General features: G+C 69.9%; 19 protein-coding genes. 9 read left to right on the forward strand and 10 right to left on the reverse strand.

Annotated elements, in window-relative coordinates:
• Window positions 1–145 precede the first annotated feature (145 nt).
• Together ppdK and dusB are read right to left on the reverse strand one after the other, a co-directional pair.
• Window positions 146–2854, reverse strand: a complete 2709-nt coding sequence (gene ppdK, locus IH80_RS0103620; protein WP_030957615.1) for a pyruvate, phosphate dikinase — start codon at window positions 2852–2854, stop codon at window positions 146–148.
• 364 nt (window positions 2855–3218) lie between these two features.
• Complete coding sequence (gene dusB, locus IH80_RS0103625; RefSeq protein ID WP_030957617.1) at window positions 3219–4361, reverse strand: tRNA dihydrouridine synthase DusB; 1143 nt, start codon at window positions 4359–4361, stop codon at window positions 3219–3221.
• Window positions 4362–4412: 51 nt separating this feature from the next.
• Between dusB and IH80_RS0103630 the strand changes: the two genes are divergently transcribed.
• Entirely contained in the window at window positions 4413–5861 is a 1449-nt protein-coding gene (locus IH80_RS0103630; RefSeq protein WP_030957618.1) for an MFS transporter, read from the forward strand.
• Window positions 5862–6150: 289 nt separating this feature from the next.
• Here the strand turns inward: IH80_RS0103630 and IH80_RS0103635 are convergent, their stop codons facing one another.
• Entirely contained in the window at window positions 6151–6606 is a 456-nt protein-coding gene (locus IH80_RS0103635; protein WP_030957619.1) for a MarR family winged helix-turn-helix transcriptional regulator, read from the reverse strand.
• 91 nt (window positions 6607–6697) lie between these two features.
• Between IH80_RS0103635 and IH80_RS0103640 the strand changes: the two genes are divergently transcribed.
• The 4 genes from IH80_RS0103640 to IH80_RS0103655 all read left to right on the forward strand — a co-directional run bounded on the left by IH80_RS0103640 (window position 6698) and on the right by IH80_RS0103655 (window position 9620).
• Window positions 6698–7042: a DoxX family protein gene (locus IH80_RS0103640; RefSeq protein WP_030957620.1), complete on the forward strand. Its 345-nt coding sequence runs from the start codon at window positions 6698–6700 to the stop codon at window positions 7040–7042.
• Between the two features lie 54 nt (window positions 7043–7096).
• A complete protein-coding gene (locus tag IH80_RS0103645; RefSeq protein WP_037878780.1) occupies window positions 7097–8155 on the forward strand; it encodes an aldo/keto reductase in 1059 nt (352 codons plus the stop codon).
• 21 nt (window positions 8156–8176) lie between these two features.
• Window positions 8177–8770 (forward strand): TetR family transcriptional regulator, encoded by a 594-nt coding sequence (locus IH80_RS0103650; RefSeq protein WP_030957624.1) that lies wholly within the window; start codon window positions 8177–8179, stop codon window positions 8768–8770.
• Between the two features lie 133 nt (window positions 8771–8903).
• Window positions 8904–9620, forward strand: a complete 717-nt coding sequence (locus IH80_RS0103655) for a VC0807 family protein (protein WP_030957625.1) — start codon at window positions 8904–8906, stop codon at window positions 9618–9620.
• A gap of 76 nt (window positions 9621–9696) precedes the next feature.
• On the opposite strand, the gene IH80_RS0103660 is transcribed toward IH80_RS0103655, so the two are convergent.
• On the reverse strand, window positions 9697–11079 hold the full coding sequence (locus IH80_RS0103660; RefSeq protein WP_030957627.1) for a glycine--tRNA ligase: 1383 nt from the start codon (window positions 11077–11079) through the stop codon (window positions 9697–9699).
• Window positions 11080–11234: 155 nt separating this feature from the next.
• Here IH80_RS0103660 and IH80_RS0103665 point away from each other — a divergent pair, with 155 nt between their 5' ends.
• The 4 genes from IH80_RS0103665 to IH80_RS0103680 all read left to right on the forward strand — a co-directional run bounded on the left by IH80_RS0103665 (window position 11235) and on the right by IH80_RS0103680 (window position 14472).
• On the forward strand, window positions 11235–12236 hold the full coding sequence (locus IH80_RS0103665) for a metal ABC transporter substrate-binding protein (protein ID WP_030957629.1): 1002 nt from the start codon (window positions 11235–11237) through the stop codon (window positions 12234–12236).
• On the forward strand, window positions 12236–13054 hold the full coding sequence (locus IH80_RS0103670) for a metal ABC transporter ATP-binding protein (RefSeq protein WP_051808743.1): 819 nt from the start codon (window positions 12236–12238) through the stop codon (window positions 13052–13054). Before IH80_RS0103665 ends, IH80_RS0103670 begins: the two co-directional genes overlap by 1 nt.
• Entirely contained in the window at window positions 13054–13917 is an 864-nt protein-coding gene (locus IH80_RS0103675) for a metal ABC transporter permease (protein WP_030957633.1), read from the forward strand. Before IH80_RS0103670 ends, IH80_RS0103675 begins: the two co-directional genes overlap by 1 nt.
• 126 nt (window positions 13918–14043) lie before the next feature.
• Complete coding sequence (locus IH80_RS0103680; RefSeq protein ID WP_078626133.1) at window positions 14044–14472, forward strand: Fur family transcriptional regulator; 429 nt, start codon at window positions 14044–14046, stop codon at window positions 14470–14472.
• A gap of 24 nt (window positions 14473–14496) precedes the next feature.
• On the opposite strand, the gene IH80_RS38790 is transcribed toward IH80_RS0103680, so the two are convergent.
• The 6 genes from IH80_RS38790 to IH80_RS0103710 form a co-directional block, all read right to left on the reverse strand.
• Window positions 14497–15344, reverse strand: a protein-coding gene (locus IH80_RS38790; protein WP_199819205.1) for an IS5 family transposase whose coding sequence is annotated in 2 segments (ribosomal slippage) — window positions 14497–15191 and window positions 15191–15344 — 849 coding nt in all. Because the reading frame shifts where the segments join, the coding sequence is not laid out codon by codon here.
• 31 nt (window positions 15345–15375) lie between these two features.
• On the reverse strand, window positions 15376–15648 hold the full coding sequence (locus IH80_RS0103690; RefSeq protein WP_234432113.1) for a hypothetical protein: 273 nt from the start codon (window positions 15646–15648) through the stop codon (window positions 15376–15378).
• A 95-nt stretch (window positions 15649–15743) separates the two neighbouring features.
• Window positions 15744–16292: a YcxB family protein gene (locus IH80_RS0103695; protein ID WP_030957635.1), complete on the reverse strand. Its 549-nt coding sequence runs from the start codon at window positions 16290–16292 to the stop codon at window positions 15744–15746.
• A 49-nt stretch (window positions 16293–16341) separates the two neighbouring features.
• Complete coding sequence (locus IH80_RS0103700; RefSeq protein ID WP_030957637.1) at window positions 16342–17163, reverse strand: isoprenyl transferase; 822 nt, start codon at window positions 17161–17163, stop codon at window positions 16342–16344.
• Between the two features lie 11 nt (window positions 17164–17174).
• Window positions 17175–17921: a DNA repair protein RecO gene (gene recO, locus IH80_RS0103705; RefSeq protein WP_030957639.1), complete on the reverse strand. Its 747-nt coding sequence runs from the start codon at window positions 17919–17921 to the stop codon at window positions 17175–17177.
• Between the two features lie 63 nt (window positions 17922–17984).
• A complete protein-coding gene (locus tag IH80_RS0103710; protein ID WP_051808745.1) occupies window positions 17985–19286 on the reverse strand; it encodes a phospholipase D-like domain-containing protein in 1302 nt (433 codons plus the stop codon).
• Window positions 19287–19305 lie beyond the last annotated feature (19 nt).

Below are 19305 nucleotides of genomic sequence, written 5' to 3' on the forward strand. Positions count from 1 at the left end.
AGCGGCGGTGGACGGGTGGGGATCCGTCCACCGCCTGCTGGCGTAAAGACTTGTTGAACAAGAAATTGAGGCGCGCCCGCCCCCGGGCAGTCAGGGAACCCGGGGACAGGCGCGGTCTGTGGGGCCCTTGTGAGGGGCCGGTGGGTCAGCGGCTGTCGCTGCCCTTCGCCTCGGCGGCGGCACGGCCGGCCTCCAGGCGCGCCACCGGAATCCGGAAGGGCGAGCAGGAGACGTAGTCGAGGCCGACCTCGTGGAAGAAGTGGACGGACTCGGGGTCACCGCCGTGCTCACCGCAGACGCCGAGCTTGAGGTCGGGGCGGGTGGCCCGGCCCTGCTCGACCGCGTGGCGCACGAGGGAGCCGACGCCGTCCTTGTCGATGGTCTCGAAGGGCGAGACCCCGAAGATGCCCTTCTCCAGGTACGCGGTGAAGAAGCTGGCCTCGACGTCGTCGCGGGAGAAGCCCCACACCGTCTGGGTCAGGTCGTTCGTACCGAAGGAGAAGAACTGCGCGGCCTCGGCGATCTGGGCGGCCGTCAGGGCGGCGCGCGGCAGCTCGATCATGGTGCCGATGGAGAGCTTGAGGGTGGTGCCGGTGGCGGCCTCGACCTCGGCGATGACCGCGTCGGCCTCCTCGCGGACGATCTCCAGCTCCTGGACGGTGCCCACGAGCGGGATCATGATCTCGACGCGGGGGTCGCCCTTGGCGTTCTTGCGCTCGGCCGCGGCCTCGGCGATCGCCCGGACCTGCATGGCGAACAGACCGGGGATGACCAGGCCCAGGCGGACACCGCGCAGACCCAGCATCGGGTTCTGCTCGTGCAGCTTGTGGACGGCCTGGAGCAGGCGCAGGTCGTTCTCGTTGGCGTCCTTGCGGGACTCGGCGAGGGCGACGCGCACCGACAGCTCGGTGATGTCGGGCAGGAACTCGTGCAGCGGCGGGTCGAGCAGGCGGACGGTGACGGGCAGGCCGTCCATCGCCTCGAACAGCTCGATGAAGTCCTTCTTCTGCAGCGGCAGCAGGGCACTGAGTGCCTCGTCGCGCTCGCCGTCGGTGTCGGCGAGGATCAGGCGCTCGACCATCTCGCGGCGCTCACCGAGGAACATGTGCTCGGTGCGGCACAGGCCGATGCCCTGGGCGCCGAAGCGACGGGCGCGCAGCGCGTCCTCGGCGTTGTCGGCGTTGGCGCGCACCCGCAGGCGGCGGACACGGTCCGCGTAGGCCATGATCCGGTGCACGGCGGCAACGAGCTCGTCGGCGTCGTCGGCGCCGGCGTGCATGCGCCCCTCGAAGTACTCGACGACCGGGGAGGGTACGACGGGTACCTCGCCGAGGTAGACCTTGCCGGTGGAGCCGTCGATGGAGACGACGTCGCCCTCTTCGATGACCGTCTCGCCGACCGTCATGCGGCGGCGCTTGGTGTCGACGTCGAGCTCCTCGGCACCGCAGACGCAGGTCTTGCCCATGCCGCGGGCGACGACGGCCGCGTGCGAGGTCTTGCCGCCGCGCGAGGTCAGGATGCCCTCGGAGGCGATCATGCCGTCCAGGTCGTCGGGGTTGGTCTCGCGGCGGATCAGGATGACCTTCTCGCCGGAGCGGGACCACTTGACGGCCGTGTAGGAGTCGAAGACGGCCTTGCCGACCGCCGCGCCCGGGGAGGCGGCGATGCCGCGGCCGAGCAGGGTGGTCTTCGCGCCCTCGTCGAAACGCGGGAACATCAGCTGGGCCAGCTGGTGGCCGCTGACGCGCTGGAGGGCCTCGGCCTCGTCGATCAGGCCCTGGTCCACGAGCTGGGTGGCAATGCGGAAGGCGGCGCCGGCGGTGCGCTTGCCGACACGGGTCTGGAGCATCCACAGCTGGCCGCGCTCGATCGTGAACTCGATGTCGCAGAGGTCCTTGTAGTGGGTCTCCAGCGTCGTCATGATCGTCATGAGCTGGTCGTACGAGGCCTTGTCGATGGCCTCCAGGTCCGCGAGCGGCACGGTGTTGCGGATGCCCGCGACGACGTCCTCGCCCTGGGCGTTCTGGAGGTAGTCGCCGTAGACGCCCGCGTGGCCGCTGGCGGGGTCACGGGTGAAGGCGACGCCGGTGCCGGAGTCGGGGCCCAGGTTGCCGAAGACCATGGAGCAGACGTTGACCGCGGTGCCCAGGTCGCTCGGGATGCGCTCCTGGCGGCGGTACAGCTTGGCGCGGTCGGTGTTCCACGAGTTGAAGACGGCCTCGACGGCGAGGTCCATCTGCTCGCGGGCGTCCTGCGGGAACTCGCGGCCGGCCTCCTTCGCCACGATCTTCTTGAAGACCTTGACGAGCTTCTTCAGGTCGGCGGCGTCGAGGTCGGTGTCGACGGTGACCTTCTTGGCGGCCTTGGCCTCGTCCAGGGCGTCCTCGAAGAGCTCGCCCTCGACGCCGAGGACGGTCTTGCCGAACATCTGGATCAGGCGGCGGTAGGAGTCCCACGCGAAGCGCTCGTCACCGGCCTGGGAGGCGAGGCCGGTGACCGACTCGTCGGAGAGGCCGATGTTCAGGACGGTGTCCATCATGCCGGGCATCGAGAACTTGGCGCCGGAACGCACGGAGACCAGCAGCGGGTCGTCCGACTGGCCGAGCTTCTTGCCCATCTTCGACTCGAGGGCGGCAAGGTGGGCGCTGACCTCGTCGCGCAGCGCGGCCGGGGCCGAGCCGCTCTCGAGGTAGACCTTGCAGGCCTCGGTGGTGATGGTGAAGCCGGGAGGGACCGGCAGACCCAGGTTGGTCATCTCGGCGAGGTTGGCTCCCTTGCCGCCGAGGAGGTCCTTGAGGTCGCGGTTGCCCTCGGTGAAGTCGTAGACGAACTTCTGATCTTTGTTTTCCGACACGGGTCTCGACTCCTCGAGGCTCGGTGGCTGCCCTGACGGCCAGGAACATACCCAGATCGAAGGCTTCTGGGTACGTCCACTTGGCCGTCATGCGGACGTAACCACCCGTGCGCCAGCAGATCGAAAGTAACTCAAGGGTAACCAGAAAGTACGAAGAGCGTTCAGATCCCGAAGGGGCAGGGGGCTCCTGAGGCCTGTTCACGCTCGGATGAGCGATCATCGATACATTTGTGTTCAAGTATTGAACACACAAAGGGTGGCACCCAGTGCCACCCTTTGAAAGTCTTACCCGTGACTTACGCGCTCATCTGAGCGAAACCTCTCCCATGCGTGGCGTATATCACGCACCACGGAGGGCGATTTGTCAGCCTCCGGAGGTGTCCAGTTCCGCGTCCTCGCTCACGCCCGCGCAGTCGTACGGGTCCTTCAGCCAGCCGTCCGGCAGGACAACTCGGTTGTTTCCGGACGTCCGGCCGCGCGGGCCGTCCGCGCTCTCCGGCCACTCTTGATCCAGATCGAGCTCGCTCAGATGAGCGTTCAACTCGGCCAGGGAAGAGGTGACCGCGAGCTTCTTGCGCATCTCGGACCCGACCGAGAAGCCCTTCAGGTACCAGGCGACGTGCTTACGGAAGTCGATCACGCCGCGCGTCTCGTCGCCGATCCACTCGCCCAGCAGCTGGGCGTGCCGGTGCATCGTCTGCGCGACCTCGCGCAGCGCGGGCCGGTGGAAGTCCTCGGGCCGCCCCTCGAAGGCCGCCACCAGGTCGTTGAACAGCCACGGCCGCCCCAGGCACCCGCGGCCCACGACCACGCCGTCGCAGCCGGTCTCGCGGACCATGCGCAGCGCGTCCTCGGCGCACCAGATGTCGCCGTTGCCCAGTACCGGTATCTCCGGCACGTGCTCCTTCAGCCGCGCGATGGCGTCCCAGTCTGCGGTGCCGCCGTAGTGCTGCGCCGTGGTCCGCCCGTGCAGGGCGATCGCGGTGACCCCCTCCTCGACGGCGATGCGGCCGGCGTCGAGGTAGGTGAGGTGGTCGTCGTCGATGCCCTTGCGCATCTTCATGGTCACCGGCAGGTCACCGGCCCCGGCGACGGCCTCGCGCAGGATCGCGCGCAGCAGGTTGCGCTTGTAGGGCAGCGCGGAGCCGCCACCCTTCCGGGTGACCTTGGGGACCGGGCAGCCGAAGTTGAGGTCGATGTGGTCGGCACGGTCCTCCTCGACGATCATGCGGACCGCCTTGCCCACCGTCACCGGGTCGACCCCGTACAGCTGAATCGACCGGGGCTTCTCGGTCTCGTCGAAGTGGATCAGCTGCATGGTCTTCTCGTTGCGCTCGACCAGGGCGCGGGTCGTGATCATTTCGCTCACGAACAGCCCCTTGCCGCCCGAGAACTCCCGGCAGAGGGTACGGAACGGGGCATTGGTGATGCCGGCCATGGGCGCGAGCACCACCGGGGGCTGCACGGTGTGCGGGCCGATCGCGAGAGGCGGAGGGAGCGTGGTCATCCGCCCATTGTCCCGCATGCCGAGGGGGTCGGGCGGACGTAGCATCGGCGCATGATCGAGCCGAGTCACCGGCAGCGCACGATCGTCCTGGCGATCTGCTGCATGAGCCTGCTCATCGTCAGCCTCGACAACACCGTGCTCAACGTCGCGCTCCCGTCGATGCGCCGCGAGCTGGACGCCTCGGTCGCCGGCCTCCAGTGGACCATCGACGCGTACACGCTCGTCCTGGCCTCGCTGCTGATGCTCGCGGGATCCACGGCCGACCGGATCGGCCGCCGCAAGGTGTTCGTCGCCGGTCTGCTGACCTTCGGCCTGGGCTCCCTGCTCTGTTCGCTCGCGCCGAGCCTCGGCTGGCTCATCGTCTTCCGGATGGTGCAGGCGGTCGGCGGCGCGATGCTCAACCCGGTCGCGATGTCGATCATCACCAACACCTACACGGACCCGGCCGAACGGGCCCGGGCCATCGGCGTGTGGGGCGCGGTCGGCGGCATCTCCATGGCGGCGGGCCCGCTGATCGGCGGGGTGCTGGTGGACTCGGTGGGCTGGCGCTCGATCTTCCTGATCAACGTGCCGATCGGCCTGGCGGCGCTCGCGCTGACCCTGCGCCACATCCCGGAGTCCCGGGCGGCCCGCCCGCGCCGCCCCGACCCGCTGGGCCAGGTGCTGGTCATCGCGCTGCTCGGCAGCCTGACGTACGGGATCATCGAGGCGCCCGCCGCCGGCTGGCGGTCGCCGCTGATCATGGGGTGCGCGGTGGTGGCCGTCGCCTCCTTCGTCGGGCTGCTGGTCCATGAGCCCCGGTGCGCGGAGCCGCTGATCGACCTCCGGTTCTTCCGCAGTGCGCCCTTCAGCGGCTCGACGGTGATCGCGATCAGCGCCTTCGCCGGGCTGGCCGGCTTCCTCTTCCTGAACACGCTCTACCTGCAGGACGTACGGGGGCTCAGCGCCCTGCACGCCGGGCTGTACATGCTGCCGATGGCCGGCCTGACCGTGCTGTTCGCGCCGCTGGCGGGGCGGCTGGTGGGCAGCCGGGGGCCGCGGATCTGCCTGCTGATCGCGGGGGTGGCGATGGCGACCAGCGGGCTGCTGTTCGCCCTGTTCGAGGCGGAGACCTCCAACCCGCTGCTCTTCACCGGGTACGTCCTCTTCGGGCTCGGCTTCGGCATGGTGAACGCGCCGATCACCAACACGGCGGTGTCGGGGATGCCGCGCTCCCAGGCGGGTGTCGCGGCGGCCATCGCCTCCACCAGCCGGCAGACGGGCGGCACGCTGGGCGTCGCGGTCATCGGCTCGGTGCTGGCGGCGGGGCTGGCCGGTGGCGCCGACTTCTCCGGGGCGGCCCAGCCGGCCTGGTGGATCATCACGCTGTGCGGGCTGCTCGTCCTGGTCGTGGGCGCGGCGACGAGCGGCAACTGGGCCCGCGGGACGGCGGAGCGCACGGCCCGCAGGCTGGAGGAGTCGGCGGGCCCCACGGCGCCCGTGGGCTCCCCGCGCGGCTAGGCGCTGCCCGGCCCTGATCCGCCGCGGTGCCGCCGGGGGGCGTGTCCGCAGGGGCCGCCTGTCCCGTGGCGACCGGCCCCGCACCTCACCGCGCCGCCGGGGCGCGCGCGAGTACGTCCCGTACTCGGCCGGGCCGGCGTGCGGGGCTCCCCCTCGGCCCGGCGGCCCGGAGAGGGCCCCGTGGCAGCGGACGCCCGCCCGGCCCGACCTCCGGGCGGGCGGCGCTACGTCGCGGACACGCCCCCGGGCGCGTCCTTTCGCGTCCTGCCGGTCACGGCCCCGGACGGGGTCACTCGTCGCAGGCGAAGTCCTCGGCCGAGGCGTTGACCCGGTCGAGGAGGGTGCGCAGGTGATCGCGTTCCTGGGCCGACAGGCCCGCGAACATGCCGTCCTCGACCTCGTCGAGGGCGGCGTTCGTCTTCGCGAGGGCGGCTTCCCCGGCGGGGGTGATGCCCACGTTGTGTCGGCGCCGGTCGGCGGGGTCGCGGCGGCGTTCGGCGAGGCCTTCGCCCTCCAGGTCGTTCAGGATCCCGACGAGGACGCTCGGGTCCACCTCCAGCCGGTCGGCGAGCGCCCGCTGGCTGATGGGGCCGCCCTCCAGGTGCATCAGCGTCATCGCGTGCCGCGCGGTGAGCCCGGCCGCGCCGAGGGCGCGCTTCATGCGGGTCTGGGTGACCGCTCCGTGCCAGGCCAGCAGCAGGCCCAGTCGCTGCGGGGGGTGCGATCCGTCCTGGTCTGGGGTCATGGTCCACATCGTAGCAACCGGGAAATGATTGCGATGAGCACATCGTTGATGCTATTCAATGATCTGACATCGCCAATCATTGGAGCTCCCCATGTTCCTCGGCTACGCCGTCGTCGGCGGCCTGCTCGCCCTCGTCCTGGCCGCCTCCGCCGCCTTCACCCTCCAGCGCAACGACCAGATCGTCGCGAGCATGCGGAAGGTCCAGGTCCCCGACTCCTGGCTGCCACGACTGGCCACCCTCAAGGCCGCGGGAGCGGCGGGCCTGGTCGCCGGCCTCTGGATCACTCCGCTCGGGGTGGCCGCGGCGGTAGGCGTGACCCTCTACTTCGTCGGCGCCGTCATCAGCCACCTGCGGGTCAAGGACTACGAGCTGGCACCGGCGGCCGTCCTCGCCCTGGCCGCCGCGGCTGCGCTGACGCTGCGGATCCTCGCATGACACCGACGAGTGACAGATATTGAAATCTGTCACTCGTCATGCCATTCTCGTTCCATGACCACGAACGAGCGCTTCGGCGCGACCACCGCAACCACGACCGCACGGCGGCGCCTCGGCAGCACCGGCCCCGCCGTCTTCCCGGTCGGGCTGGGCTGCATGGGGATGTCCGCCCTCTACGGCGAGGCCGACCGCTCCGAGTCCATCGCGACCATCCACGCGTACCTGGACGCCGTCCCCGAGGGCGCGAGCGCACTGCTCGACACCGGCGACTTCTACGGCATGGGCCACAACGAGCTGCTGATCCACGAAGCCCTGCGCACAGCACCCGCGGCGGCCCGGGACCGGGCGCTGACCAGCGTCAAGTTCGGCGCGCTGCGCACGGTCGAGGGCGGCTTCACCGGATACGACGGCCGGCCCCAGGCCGTCAGGAACTTCCTGGCCTACTCGCTCCAGCGGCTCGGCCGGGACCACATCGACGTCTACCGGATCGCCCGGGTGGACCCGGACGTGCCGATCGAGGAGACCGTCGGGGCCATCGCCGAAGCGGTCGAGGCCGGGCACGTGCGCCACATCGGCCTCTCCGAGGTCGGTGCCGACACCCTGCGCCGGGCCGCCGCCGTGGCCCCGATCTCCGACCTCCAGATCGAGTACTCGCTGATCTCGCGCGGGATCGAGGACGCGATCCTGCCGACCGCGCGCGAGCTCGGCATCGGCGTCACGGCGTACGGGGTGCTCTCCCGCGGTCTGATCAGCGGCCACTTCACCCGTGACCGGGCTCTGGCCCCGGGGGACTTCCGCGGGATGAGCCCCCGCTTCCAGGGCGAGAACCTCCACCGCAACCTGGACCTGGTCGACGCCCTGCGCAAGGTCGCCGACGACAAGGGCGTGAGCGTCGCCCAGACCGCCATCGCCTGGGTGCTCTCGCGCGGTGAGGACATCGTGCCGCTGGTGGGCGCCCGGCGCCGGGACCGCCTCACCGAGGCACTGGGTGCCCTGCGGATCGACCTGGGCCCGGCGGACCTGGCCGCCATCGAGGCGGCCGTGCCCGTCGGCGCGGCGGCGGGCGACCGGTATCCCGCGGCGCAGATGGCCCACCTCGACAGCGAGCACTGAGCTGGCGGTACGGTCGTACCCATGCCACCCGCTGCCGCCGAGCCCCTCACCCCCGAACGCATCCTCGAGACCACCGAGGAGGTGCTGCGCCGCTTCGGCCCCACCAAGGCGACCGTCGTGGACGTGGCGCGCGCCCTGGGCGTCAGCCACGGCAGCGTCTACCGGCACTTCCCCTCGAAGGCCGCGCTGCGCGAGGCGGTCACGGACCGCTGGCTCGCCAAGAGCGTCGTGATGCTGGAGCAGATCACCTCGGCCCCCGCCGAGAGCACGCCCGGCAAGCTGGAGGCCTGGCTGGAGGCGCTGTTCGAGGCCAAGCGCCACAAGGCCGGTGACGATCCCGAGCTGTTCGCCACGTACACGGTGCTCCTCGCCGAGAACAGCGGGACGGTGGAGCAGCATCTGACCGAGCTGATCGACCAGTTGGCGCGGATCATCGCCCAGGGCGTCGCCGACGGTTCACTCGCGGCCCGCGACGTGCCGGCTGCGGCCCGCGCGGTCTTCGACGCCACCGGCCGCTTCCACGACCCGCAGTACGCGGCGGAGTGGTTCTCCCCCACCATCGTCACGGAGTTCGAGGCGGTCACGGCTCTGGTGATCCGGGGCCTGCGCGCCTGACACGCGCCCGATCATCCCGAACGGGCCGTCCGGCACGGTTTTGTGATCCTTTTGGGTACGCCGCACTTGTTCGTGCGCAGTCAAGATTCATACGGTTCCCCCACCAGCCTCATCAGGCATCTACGGGGGAACCATGTCCGCTCAAGACAACCGGACGGAACGACCAGCGCCTCCGGCGCGTTCGGGCGGCGCAGCCGCCCTCGGATGGCTCCTGACCATCGGGCTCAACGTGGTCGCGCCGATCATCACGTACCACCAGCTGCGCGACCACGGCTGGAGCGAGTTCGGCGCGCTCCTGCTCAGCAGCGCGTGGCCCGTGCTCGACAGCGCGATCAATCTGGCCTGGCGCCGCAAGCTCGACGAATTCGCCGTCGTCACCCTGGTCTTCCTGGTGATCACGGCGGTCGTCTCGCTGATCGGCGCGCATTCGGCCCGGGCCCTGCTGATCAAGGACTCAGGGGTGACCGGGCTGTTCGGTCTGCTCTGCCTGGCCACGCTGCTCGCGCCCAGGCCGCTGATGTTCTACTTCGGGCGGAAGTTCGCCACCGACGGCACGCCCGAGAGCACGGCCTGGTGGAACGGCCTGTGGCAGTACGAGGGCTTCCGCCGGACGATGATCGTGATGACCACCGTCTGGGGCGTCGTGTACCTCGCCGAGGCGGCGGTGCGGATCGCCCTGGCCTTCGTCGTGGACACCGACACGATGGTCGTGGTCAGCCCGGTCATGATCTACACGGTTCTCGGCTGCCTGGGCGTGTGGACCGCTCTGTACGGCAAGCGCTCGCAGGCCGAGGGCGAGAGGCGGGCCGCCGAGGCGGCCGCCGCGGAGGCGGAGGCCTCGGCGGCCTGACCGCAGCAGAGAAGAACGACCGGTGGCCCGGGGCGCAATGTGCGCACCGGGCCACCGGTCGTTCGTGCGACGGTCGTCAGCAGCCGAGCAGGCGGCTGCCGAGGTAGCCCTGGATCTGGTCCAGGGACACGCGCTCCTGCTTCATGGTGTCGCGCTCGCGCACGGTCACCGCGTTGTCGTCCAGGGTGTCGAAGTCGACGGTGACGCAGAACGGCGTACCGATCTCGTCCTGGCGGCGGTAGCGGCGGCCGATGGCACCCGCGTCGTCGAACTCGATGTTCCAGTTCTTGCGCAGGTCGGCGGCGAGGCCCTTGGCCTTCGGCGACAGCTGCGCGTTGCGGGACAGCGGCAGGACGGCGACCTTGATCGGGGCCAGGCGCGGGTCGAGGCGCATCACGGTGCGCTTCTCCATGACGCCCTTGGCGTTGGGGGCCTCGTCCTCGTTGTACGCGTCGAGCATGAAGGCGAGCATGGCGCGGTTCACACCGGCCGCCGGCTCGATGACGAACGGGGTGTAGCGCTCGCCGGCCTCCTGGTCGAAGAAGGAGAGGTCCTGGCCGGAGGCCGCGGAGTGCGCCTTGAGGTCGTAGTCGGTGCGGTTGGCGACGCCCTCGAGCTCGGAGAACTCACTGCCACCGAAGTTGAAGCGGTACTCGATGTCGGCGGTGCGCTTCGAGTAGTGGGACAGCTTCTCCTTCGGGTGCTCGTACCAGCGGATGTTCTCCTCGCGGATGCCGAGGTCGCGGTACCAGTTCCACCGCTCCTGCATCCAGTACTCCTGCCACTGCTCGTCCTCGCCGGGCTTGACGAAGAACTCCATCTCCATCTGCTCGAACTCGCGGGTGCGGAAGATGAAGTTGCCCGGCGTGATCTCGTTGCGGAAGGACTTGCCCATCTGCGCGATACCGAAGGGCGGCTTCTTGCGCGAGGTCACCTGGACCTGGGCGAACTGCGTGAAGATGCCCTGGGCGGTCTCGGGGCGCAGGTAGGCCTTGGAGCCGGTGTCCTGGGTCGGGCCGAGGTGGGTCTCCAGCATGCCGGAGAACTGCTTCGGCTCGGTGAACTGGCCCTTCACACCGCAGTTGGGGCAGTTGATGTCGGCCAGACCGTTGGCGGGGAGGCGGCCGTGCTTGGCCTCGTACGCCTCTTCCAGGTGGTCGGCGCGGTGGCGCTTGTGGCAGGAGGTGCACTCGGTCAGCGGGTCCGAGAACGTGGCGACGTGGCCGGAGGCCACCCAGACCTCGGGGGCCAGGATCACGGACGAGTCGAGACCGACGACGTCCTCACGCCCGGTGACCATGGCCTTCCACCACTGGCGCTTGATGTTCTCCTTGAGCTCGACACCCAGCGGACCGTAATCCCAGGCAGCCCGGGAGCCGCCGTAGATCTCACTGCACGGGAAAACGAAGCCACGGCGCTTGCTCAGGCTGACGATGGTGTCGATCTTGTCGGCGGCCACGGTGCTCTCTTCATTACGAGGACGAACGGCGAAGTCCTTAGGTTACCGGCGCCCGCACCCCCCCTTTCAAATCGGTTCCCCTTCCACGGCAGCCCACCCGGCTCTCCCACCTGGGTTTTTGACAACCGTTTCCATCTTTGATGAAAATGGATGTCATGAACGTACGACGCCTCATACCCACCGCCGCCCTCGCCGGCGCCGTCGCCCTCGGCGCCACGGCCCTGACCGCCTGCTCCGGAGCGGGCGCCACCGGCGGCGAGGACGGCAAGCTCGGCGTGACGGCGTCGTTCTACCCGCTGCAGTTCCTCGCCGAGCAGATCGGCAAGGAGCACGTGAAGGTCGACGGTCTGACCAAGCCGGGCGTCGAACCGCACGACCTGGAGATCACTCCCCAGCAGACCGCGCAGCTCGGCGAGGCCGACGTGGTCCTCTACCTCAAGAACCTGCAGCCCGCCGTCGACAAGGCCGTCGCCCAGTCCGGCGTGAAGAACATCGTCGACACCGCCACCCTCACCTCGCTGGAGGCCCACGGCGCCGGGCCGGGCCACGGCGAGGAGGGCCACGCGCACCAGGAGGGCGACGAGCACGCCGGGGAGCACGCCGGCGAGCACGAGGGCCACGACCACGGCGGGAGCGGCACCGACCCCCACGTCTGGCTCGACCCCGTCAAGTACGCGGAGGTCGCCAAGGGCGTCGGCGCGGCCCTGGAGAAGGCCGACCCCGGCCACGCGGCGGACTACCGGAAGAACACCGACGAACTGGTCGGCAAGCTGGCCGCGTTGGACACCGAGTTCAAGGACGGCCTGAAGAACACGGCCTCCCGGACCTTCATCACCACCCACTCCGCCTTCGGTCACCTCGCCGAGCGCTACGGCCTCGACCAGGAGGGCATCGCCGGCGTCGACCCCGAGTCCGAGCCCAGCCCGGCCAGGATGAAGGATCTTCAGGCCGTCGCGAAGAAGGACAATGTCACCACCGTGTTCTTCGAGACGCTGGCCAGCGACAAGACGGCGAAGACCCTCGCGACGGACACCGGCCTGAAGACCGACGTCCTCGACCCCATCGAGGGCATCACCGACACGTCCCAGGGCACCGACTACTTCGAGGTCATGCGGTCCAACCTGAAGAACCTCCAGAAGGCACTCGGAGCCAAGTGATGACAGCAGCAACGGAGGCGCGAGCCATGCAGTCCCCGCCCCGGCCGGCCGACGACCGGCCCGTCATATCCCTGCGCGGGGCCAAGGCCTCGCTCGGCTCGCGCCCCGTGCTGCGCGGAATCGACCTCACCGTCCACCGCGGCGAGGTCGTCGCCCTGCTCGGGGCCAACGGCTCCGGCAAGTCCACGGCCGTCCGCGCCGTGGTCGGGCAGGTCCCGCTGACCGACGGCTCCCTCAGCCTCTTCGGCACCGACTTCAAGCGCTTCCGCGACTGGTCGCGCATCGGGTACGTGCCACAGCGCACCACCGCCGCTGGCGGCGTCCCGGCCACCGTCCGCGAGGTCGTCTCCTCCGGCCGCCTCGCCCGCTCCCGTTTCGGCCTCCTGCGCAAGGCCGACAAGGCCGCCATCGAGCACGCCCTGGAGCTGGTCGGCATGGACGCGCACGCCGACGTCTCGGTGGACGCCCTCTCCGGCGGCCAGCACCAGCGCGTCCTCATAGCCCGGGCGCTCGCCGTCGAACCCGAACTGCTGATCATGGACGAGCCGATGGCGGGCGTGGACCTCGCCAACCAGGAGGTCCTGGCGAGCGCCCTGCGCGCGCAGGTCGAAGCCGGCTCGGCCGTCCTGCTCGTCCTGCACGAGCTGGGTCCGCTGGAGCCCCTGATCGACCGCGCCGTCGTCCTGCGCGACGGCTGCGTCGTCCACGACGGCCCGCCCCCGGAGGCCGTGGGCCAGCACGCCCTGCCCGGCCACGACCACGTACACCCCCACGCGGCGCACGACGCCGAGCCCCTGCGGACGGGACTGCTCAGCTGATGGACATCCTCGAGTACGCCTTCATGCAGCGCGCGCTGATCGCGGCCGCCCTGGTCGGCGTCACGGCCCCCGCCATCGGCACGTACCTCGTCCAGCGCCGCCAGGCGCTCATGGGCGACGGCCTCGGCCACGTCGCCATGACCGGTGTCGCCCTCGGCTTCGTGCTGCAGTCCAGCCCGGTCTGGATGGCGACCCTGGTCGCCGTCGTCGGCGCCGTCGGCATGGAACTGATCCGCGCCCGTGGCAGGACCAGCGGGGACGTCGCCCTCGCCATGCTGTTCTACGGCGGCCTCGCCGGCGGCGTCATGATCATCAACCTCGGCGGCGGCCAGACCGCCAGCCTCCTGGGCTCCATGTTCGGCTCGATCACCACGGTCGCCGCCGAGGACGTGACCGCGATGGCGATCCTCGCCGCCTTCGTCCTCGCCGTCGCGATCGGCCTGCGCCGGCAGCTCTTCGCCGTCTGCCAGGACGAGGAGTTCGCCCGGGTCACCGGCCTGCCCGTCCGCGCGCTGAACCTGCTGATCGCGGTCACCGCCGCGGTCACCGTCACCGTCGCCATGCGCATCGTCGGCCTGCTGCTGGTCAGCGCGATGCTGGTGATCCCGGTCGCCGCCGCCCAGCGGCTCACCCGCAGCTTCGCCACCACGCTGGGGCTGGCCATGGCCATCAGCGTGACCGTCTCCCTGACCGGCACGGCCGCCACCTACTACATCAACGTGCCGTCGGGCGCGACGATCGTGCTGCTCGCGATCGGCGTCTTCATGGTGCTGACCGCCCTTTCCGCCCCCCTGGCCCGCCGCCGGGCCAGGGCCGCGCAGACGGCCGAAGAGGTCTGCACGCGCGACGATGTGAAGGTCTAGGGGGTCTTGCCGGTCAGGCCGGATCAGGGTGCCGGAGCCCACGAGCCCGGCATGATCGACAAGGCGCCCCCTGGGGGCCTTGAAGGGCTGGCACAATGGCGGCAAGCCCTATACGAGGAGGAACCGGTGGCGACTGCGCCTGGCGAGATGAATACCGCGCCAGTACGAGGACGGTCCACCCGCCAGCGGGCCGCGGTGGCGGCCGCACTGGACGAGGTGGACGAGTTCCGCAGCGCCCAGGAACTCCACGACATGCTCAAGCACCGCGGTGATTCCGTGGGCCTGACCACCGTCTACCGCACCCTGCAGTCCCTGGCGGACGCGGGCGAGGTCGACGTCCTGCGCACCAGCGACGGCGAGTCCGTCTACCGCCGCTGCTCCACCGGCGACCACCACCACCACCTGGTGTGCCGCAAGTGCGGCAAGGCCGTCGAGGTCGAGGGCCCGGCCGTGGAGAAGTGGGCGGAGTCCATCGCCGCCGAACACGGCTACGTGAACGTCGCCCACACGGTGGAGATCTTCGGCACCTGCGCCGACTGCGCCGCCGCGGGCTGACCGGCCTAGGCCGTTTCTCTCGGATCATCGCGCTGACCAGATGAGGATGGCTGCGACGTGGAGTCCGGCGAGGTAGACGGTGGCGGTCTTCTCGTAGCGGGTGGCAATCCCTCGCCACTGTTTGAGGCGGTTGATGCATCGCTCGACGGTGTTGCGCTGCTTGTATGCCTCGCGGTCGAAGGCAGGCGGCCGGCCGCCGTGGCTGCCCCGACGGAGCCGGTGGCCCTGCTGGTCGGCTGGGACCGGGATGACCGTCCGAATCCCTCGCCGTCGCAGGTGTTCGCGGATGGCCCGGGAGGAGTACGCCTTGTCGGCCAGAACCATGTCGGGCCGAATCCGGGGACGCCCGACGCGTCGGGGGACGCGCAGTCTTGCCATCACTTCGGTGAAGGCGGGCGCGTCACCGGCCTGTCCGGCCGAAAGCACGAAAGCCAGCGGCCGGCAGTTGCCGTCGGCGGCGAGGTGGATCTTCGTAGTCAGCCCGCCTCGGGAGCGGCCGATGGCGTGGTCCCGCTGGCTCGTCGGCTGGAGCCCCTTTTTGCGGGCTCCAGCCGCATGCTGATGTGCCCGAACGACCGTGGAGTCGACGGATACCACCCAGCTCAGGTCCTCATCGGCGTCCGCCTGGGCCAGCAGGGTGGTGAACACTCGCTCCCAGGTCCCGTCGATCGCCCAGTTCCGCAGACGGCTGTAGGCGCCTTTCCACGAGCCGAACTCCCGGGCAGATCCATCCACGGAGATCCAGTCCGGTATTTCCAGGCGATCGCGTCGATCACCTGCCGGTGATCACGCCACCTTCCCCCTCGGCGGGGAGTCCGGTCCGGCAACAGGGGCTCGATCCTGGCCCACTGGGCGTCGGTCAACACGCTCAATACAACGAGGGGTCGCCTGTGCCGCAACGCCTCAGAACCCAGCCATGGACTTGTCGAGCACCCCGCCCAGCGCGCCGTAGACGCTGCAGCGGACCGAGTGCTTCGCCCTGCGACGCAGCGCGAACCCCACGATGAACGACAACGCGAAGAGCCCGCCGAGGACCGTCGCTAGGAGCGGGTTGTAGACGAAGCACACGAAGCACGTGATACCAGCCCAGACCAGGATCGGCAGGAGCGAGCCGCGCAGCACCGTCCCGAACCTGATCGGTTCCGGCCCCGACGGCAGTACACGTTCATGCCACACCTCGATGTGGTTCCTGGTCACACAGCGCTCAGGTCGCATGAAGCCATCACACCACCAACAGCTCGGGTCTGGTGCAGTGATCCGTAAGAAACTGCCTAGAGCCGCCTCAGGTTCGCGTCCAGGATCGCCCGCAGTGCGTCGGCGTCGCCCGGCGCTCGGATCCCCCGCTTGGGCAGGACCGTCATGGACACTGCCTGCTTGTCGTCGCTCAGCATGACGAACGCGTCGTCCGTCTCCACGTACCTCGGCTGCGCGGACCAGCCGATGCGCGACTCGCAGGCGGCCGCCGTCACCAGGACTCCCGAGCCGTCGATGACGGCCCGGGTCTCCCCCGACCTCTCCAGCAGTCCGCGGAAGGCCCGCGCCTGGAGCCGCGGACCGAACAGGGTGATCACCCAGAGCAGCACGCCGGCGGCCACCAGCCCCAGCGGTGCTCCGACGACGGTCCCGTCGGTCACCATCACCAGGACGCCGACGCCCATTCCGAACGTTCCGGCGAGGGGGAAGGCCCATCGCCTGCGCCGTCCCGCCGCCGTGTGCGCGTCCCGGGCACGGAGCGCCCGCGCGATGTCCGTCGTGGTGGTCCGGTAGACGAGCTCGAGCGTCCGCTCGTCCCGCCGGACCGCCCGATCATTCGTGTTCATGACAGGGGACCCTACCGGCGGGACGGCGCCCGACTGCCACGCGTCCCCGTCACCCGGCGGAACCCTCGGGCTGGTTGGGCACGGCGCCGCCGAAGCGGCGGTCGCGCTGGGCGTACTCCAGGCACGCCGCCCACAGGTTGCGGCGGTCGAAGTCCGGCCACAGCACGTCCTGGAAGACCATCTCGGCGTACGCGCTCTGCCAGATCAGGTAGTTGGAGGTGCGCTGCTCGCCGCTCGGGCGCAGGAACAGGTCCACGTCCGGCATGTCGGGGTAGTAGATGTACTTGGCGAAGGTCTTCTCGTTGACCTTCGAGGGGTCGAGCTTGCCCGCCGCCACGTCCCGGGCGATGGCCTGTGCCGCGTCGGCGATCTCCGCGCGGCCGCCGTAGTTCACGCAGAAGTACAGCGTCATGGCGTCGTTGTCGACGGTCTGCTCCTGTGCGACCTGGAGCTCCTGGACGACCGACTTCCACATCTTCGGCATCCGGCCGACCCAGCGGATGCGGATGCCGAGCTCGTTCATCTCGTCGCGGCGGCGCCGGATGACGTCGCGGTTGAAGTTCATCAGGAAGCGGACCTCGTCGGGCGAGCGCTTCCAGTTCTCCGTCGAGAAGGCGTACAGGGAGAGGTTCTTGACGCCCATCTCCAGGCAGCCCTTGAGCACGTCGAGCACGACGCCCTCGCCGACCTTGTGCCCCTCGGTGCGCGGCAGGCCGCGTTCCTTGGCCCAGCGGCCGTTGCCGTCCATGACGACGGCGACGTGGTTCGGGACCAGCTCGCCGGGGATCTTCGGCGGGACCGCACCGGAGGGGTGCGGCTCGGGAACCTTGTACTCCCGGCGAGAGCGTCCCAGAATCCCGCGTCGTGCCATGTGCCCAGCTCCTATTTCTCGACGTATCGCAGGGAGCGTAGCCCGCGCTCCAGATGCCAGTGCAAATAGGCGGAGACCAGCCCGCTGCCCTCCCGCACGTGACGCGCCTCACACGCGTCGGCATGCCCCCAGTCGCCCGTCAGCAGTGCGCTGAGCAGGGCGATGGCCTCCGACGAGGGTACGACGCTGCCGGGCACCCGGCAGTCCCCGCATATGATCCCGCCCGCGGCGACGGAGAAGTGCCGGTTGGGTCCGTGGATACCGCACTTCGCGCAGTCCTCGAAGCTGGGCGCGTAGCCGTTGACGGCGAGCGAGCGCAGCAGGAAGGCGTCCAGGATGAGGTGCGGCTCGTGTTCGCCGCGCGAGAGGGTGCGCAGGGCTCCGACGAGCAGCAGGTACTGCTGAACGGCGGGCTCGCCCTCGTTCTCGGTGAACCGCTCGGCGGTCTCCAGCATGGCGGTGCCGGCGGTGTAGCGGGCGTAGTCGGTGACGATGCCGTTGCCGTACGGGGCGATGATCTCGGTCTGGGTGCAGAGCGGGAGGCTGCGGCCGACCAGTTCGCTGCCGCGGGCGAAGAACTGCACGTCGGCGTGGGAGAAAGGTTCCAGCCGGGCGCCGAACTTGGACTTCGTGCGCCGGACCCCGCGGGCGACGGCCCGCACCCTGCCGTGGCCCCTGGTCAGCAGCGTGATGATGCGGTCCGCCTCACCCAGCTTCTGGGTGCGCAGCACGATGCCGTCGTCGCGGAACAGACTCATGCGCCCATTGTCCCGCACCGGCTGCGGGACAACGGGCGCCGGTTCCCGCCGTGCGCGCGGGTCCTACTGGAAGGGGACCGCCTGGGGCGGCCGGCAGATGCCCTTCTTGTCCCCCGTGCCGCTGAGCACGTCGTCGAAGTTGTTCTCGAACTGCTGGTACACGGTGCGGTCGGAGATCTTCAGGAGCGTGTCGTCGTGACCTCGCAGGGTCGGGACGGTGTAGTTGGCGCTGCCCGTGAAGACGAGGGCAGTGTCGTCCACGTCGCCGTACGCACCTTCGATGAGCAGGTACTTCGAATGCAGGCCCACGCCCTGGCCGGGCTGGTTCGGCGAGTCGGCCACGCAGGCGGTCCGGGCGCTGAGCTTGCGGACCTTGCCGCTGTCGAGGGCGGTGATCACATCACCGCTCACGGAGCTGCCCTCGTCGGTCTTCGTGTAGCCGTTGTAGAAGACGTAGACGTGGCATCCCTGGTCGCGCAGTGACGCCAGCTTCTTGGCCACTTCCTCGCGGGTGAAGGCGAACATGGCGACGCGGACCTTGGTGCCCTGGTCGGGCAGGCACCGGACGTTGTCGAGCACCGAGACCACGGTGTCGGTGGACGCGTCCGTCACGGGAGCGCCCTGCTTCTCCTGGCGGGGGAAGAAGAACGTCTCGTAGGGGCCGTCCTGGCGGGTCTTGTAGTAGTGCGTGAGGCCGGGACCCTGTCCTCGGGTCACCAGCTCCTGGTGGTACTTGCGGTAGGTGGAGTGGAGACCGGCGTGCGGGATGACGACGGCGTTGTTGTACAGGTTGTTGCGCTGGCTCTCGGTGAGGTTCGCGGAGGACTGGTAGACGACGTTCTGCGCGCCGGCGACCTTGCTGAAGAGGAAGAACTTGTTGTGGTTGATCGGTGCGCTGTTCAGGCCCGTGCGGGCGCCGATGCAGCCCCGGCCGGCCGGGCAGCTGAAGAGGTAGGACCCGGCGGCCGTGTCGGTGCCGAGTGCCTCGCGCAGCCTGGGGACCTGGGAGTCCTTCTGTTCCAGCGCCTTGGCGTCGACGATCATCCTGACCTTGACGCCCCGGACCGCCGCGCGGATCAGGGCGGTGGCGACGGGCTCGTCGTTGAACAGGAAGACGGTGCCGTTGATCTCGGAGCCGTTGTCCGCCCGCTGGATCAGGTCGACGAGTTCGTTGCGTACGGCGTCGCGCTTGCCCGCGTCCGCCGACATGGGGTCGTTGAAGACCGCCGTCGCCTGGGTGGGGACTGTGTACGCCGGGTTGCGGAGGGGGTCCTCGGCGGCCCCCGCGCCGCTGGTGGTGAGCAGGGCGGCCAGGGTGGCCAGGGCGGTTGCGGCGGCGGTGCGGCCGAGGAGGCGCATGCGCATGTAGGGGTCCGTTCGTCCG

The sequence above is a fragment of the Streptomyces sp. NRRL S-378 genome (assembly GCF_000720645.1).
In the GTDB taxonomy this organism is placed as follows: Bacteria; Actinomycetota; Actinomycetes; order Streptomycetales; family Streptomycetaceae; genus Streptomyces.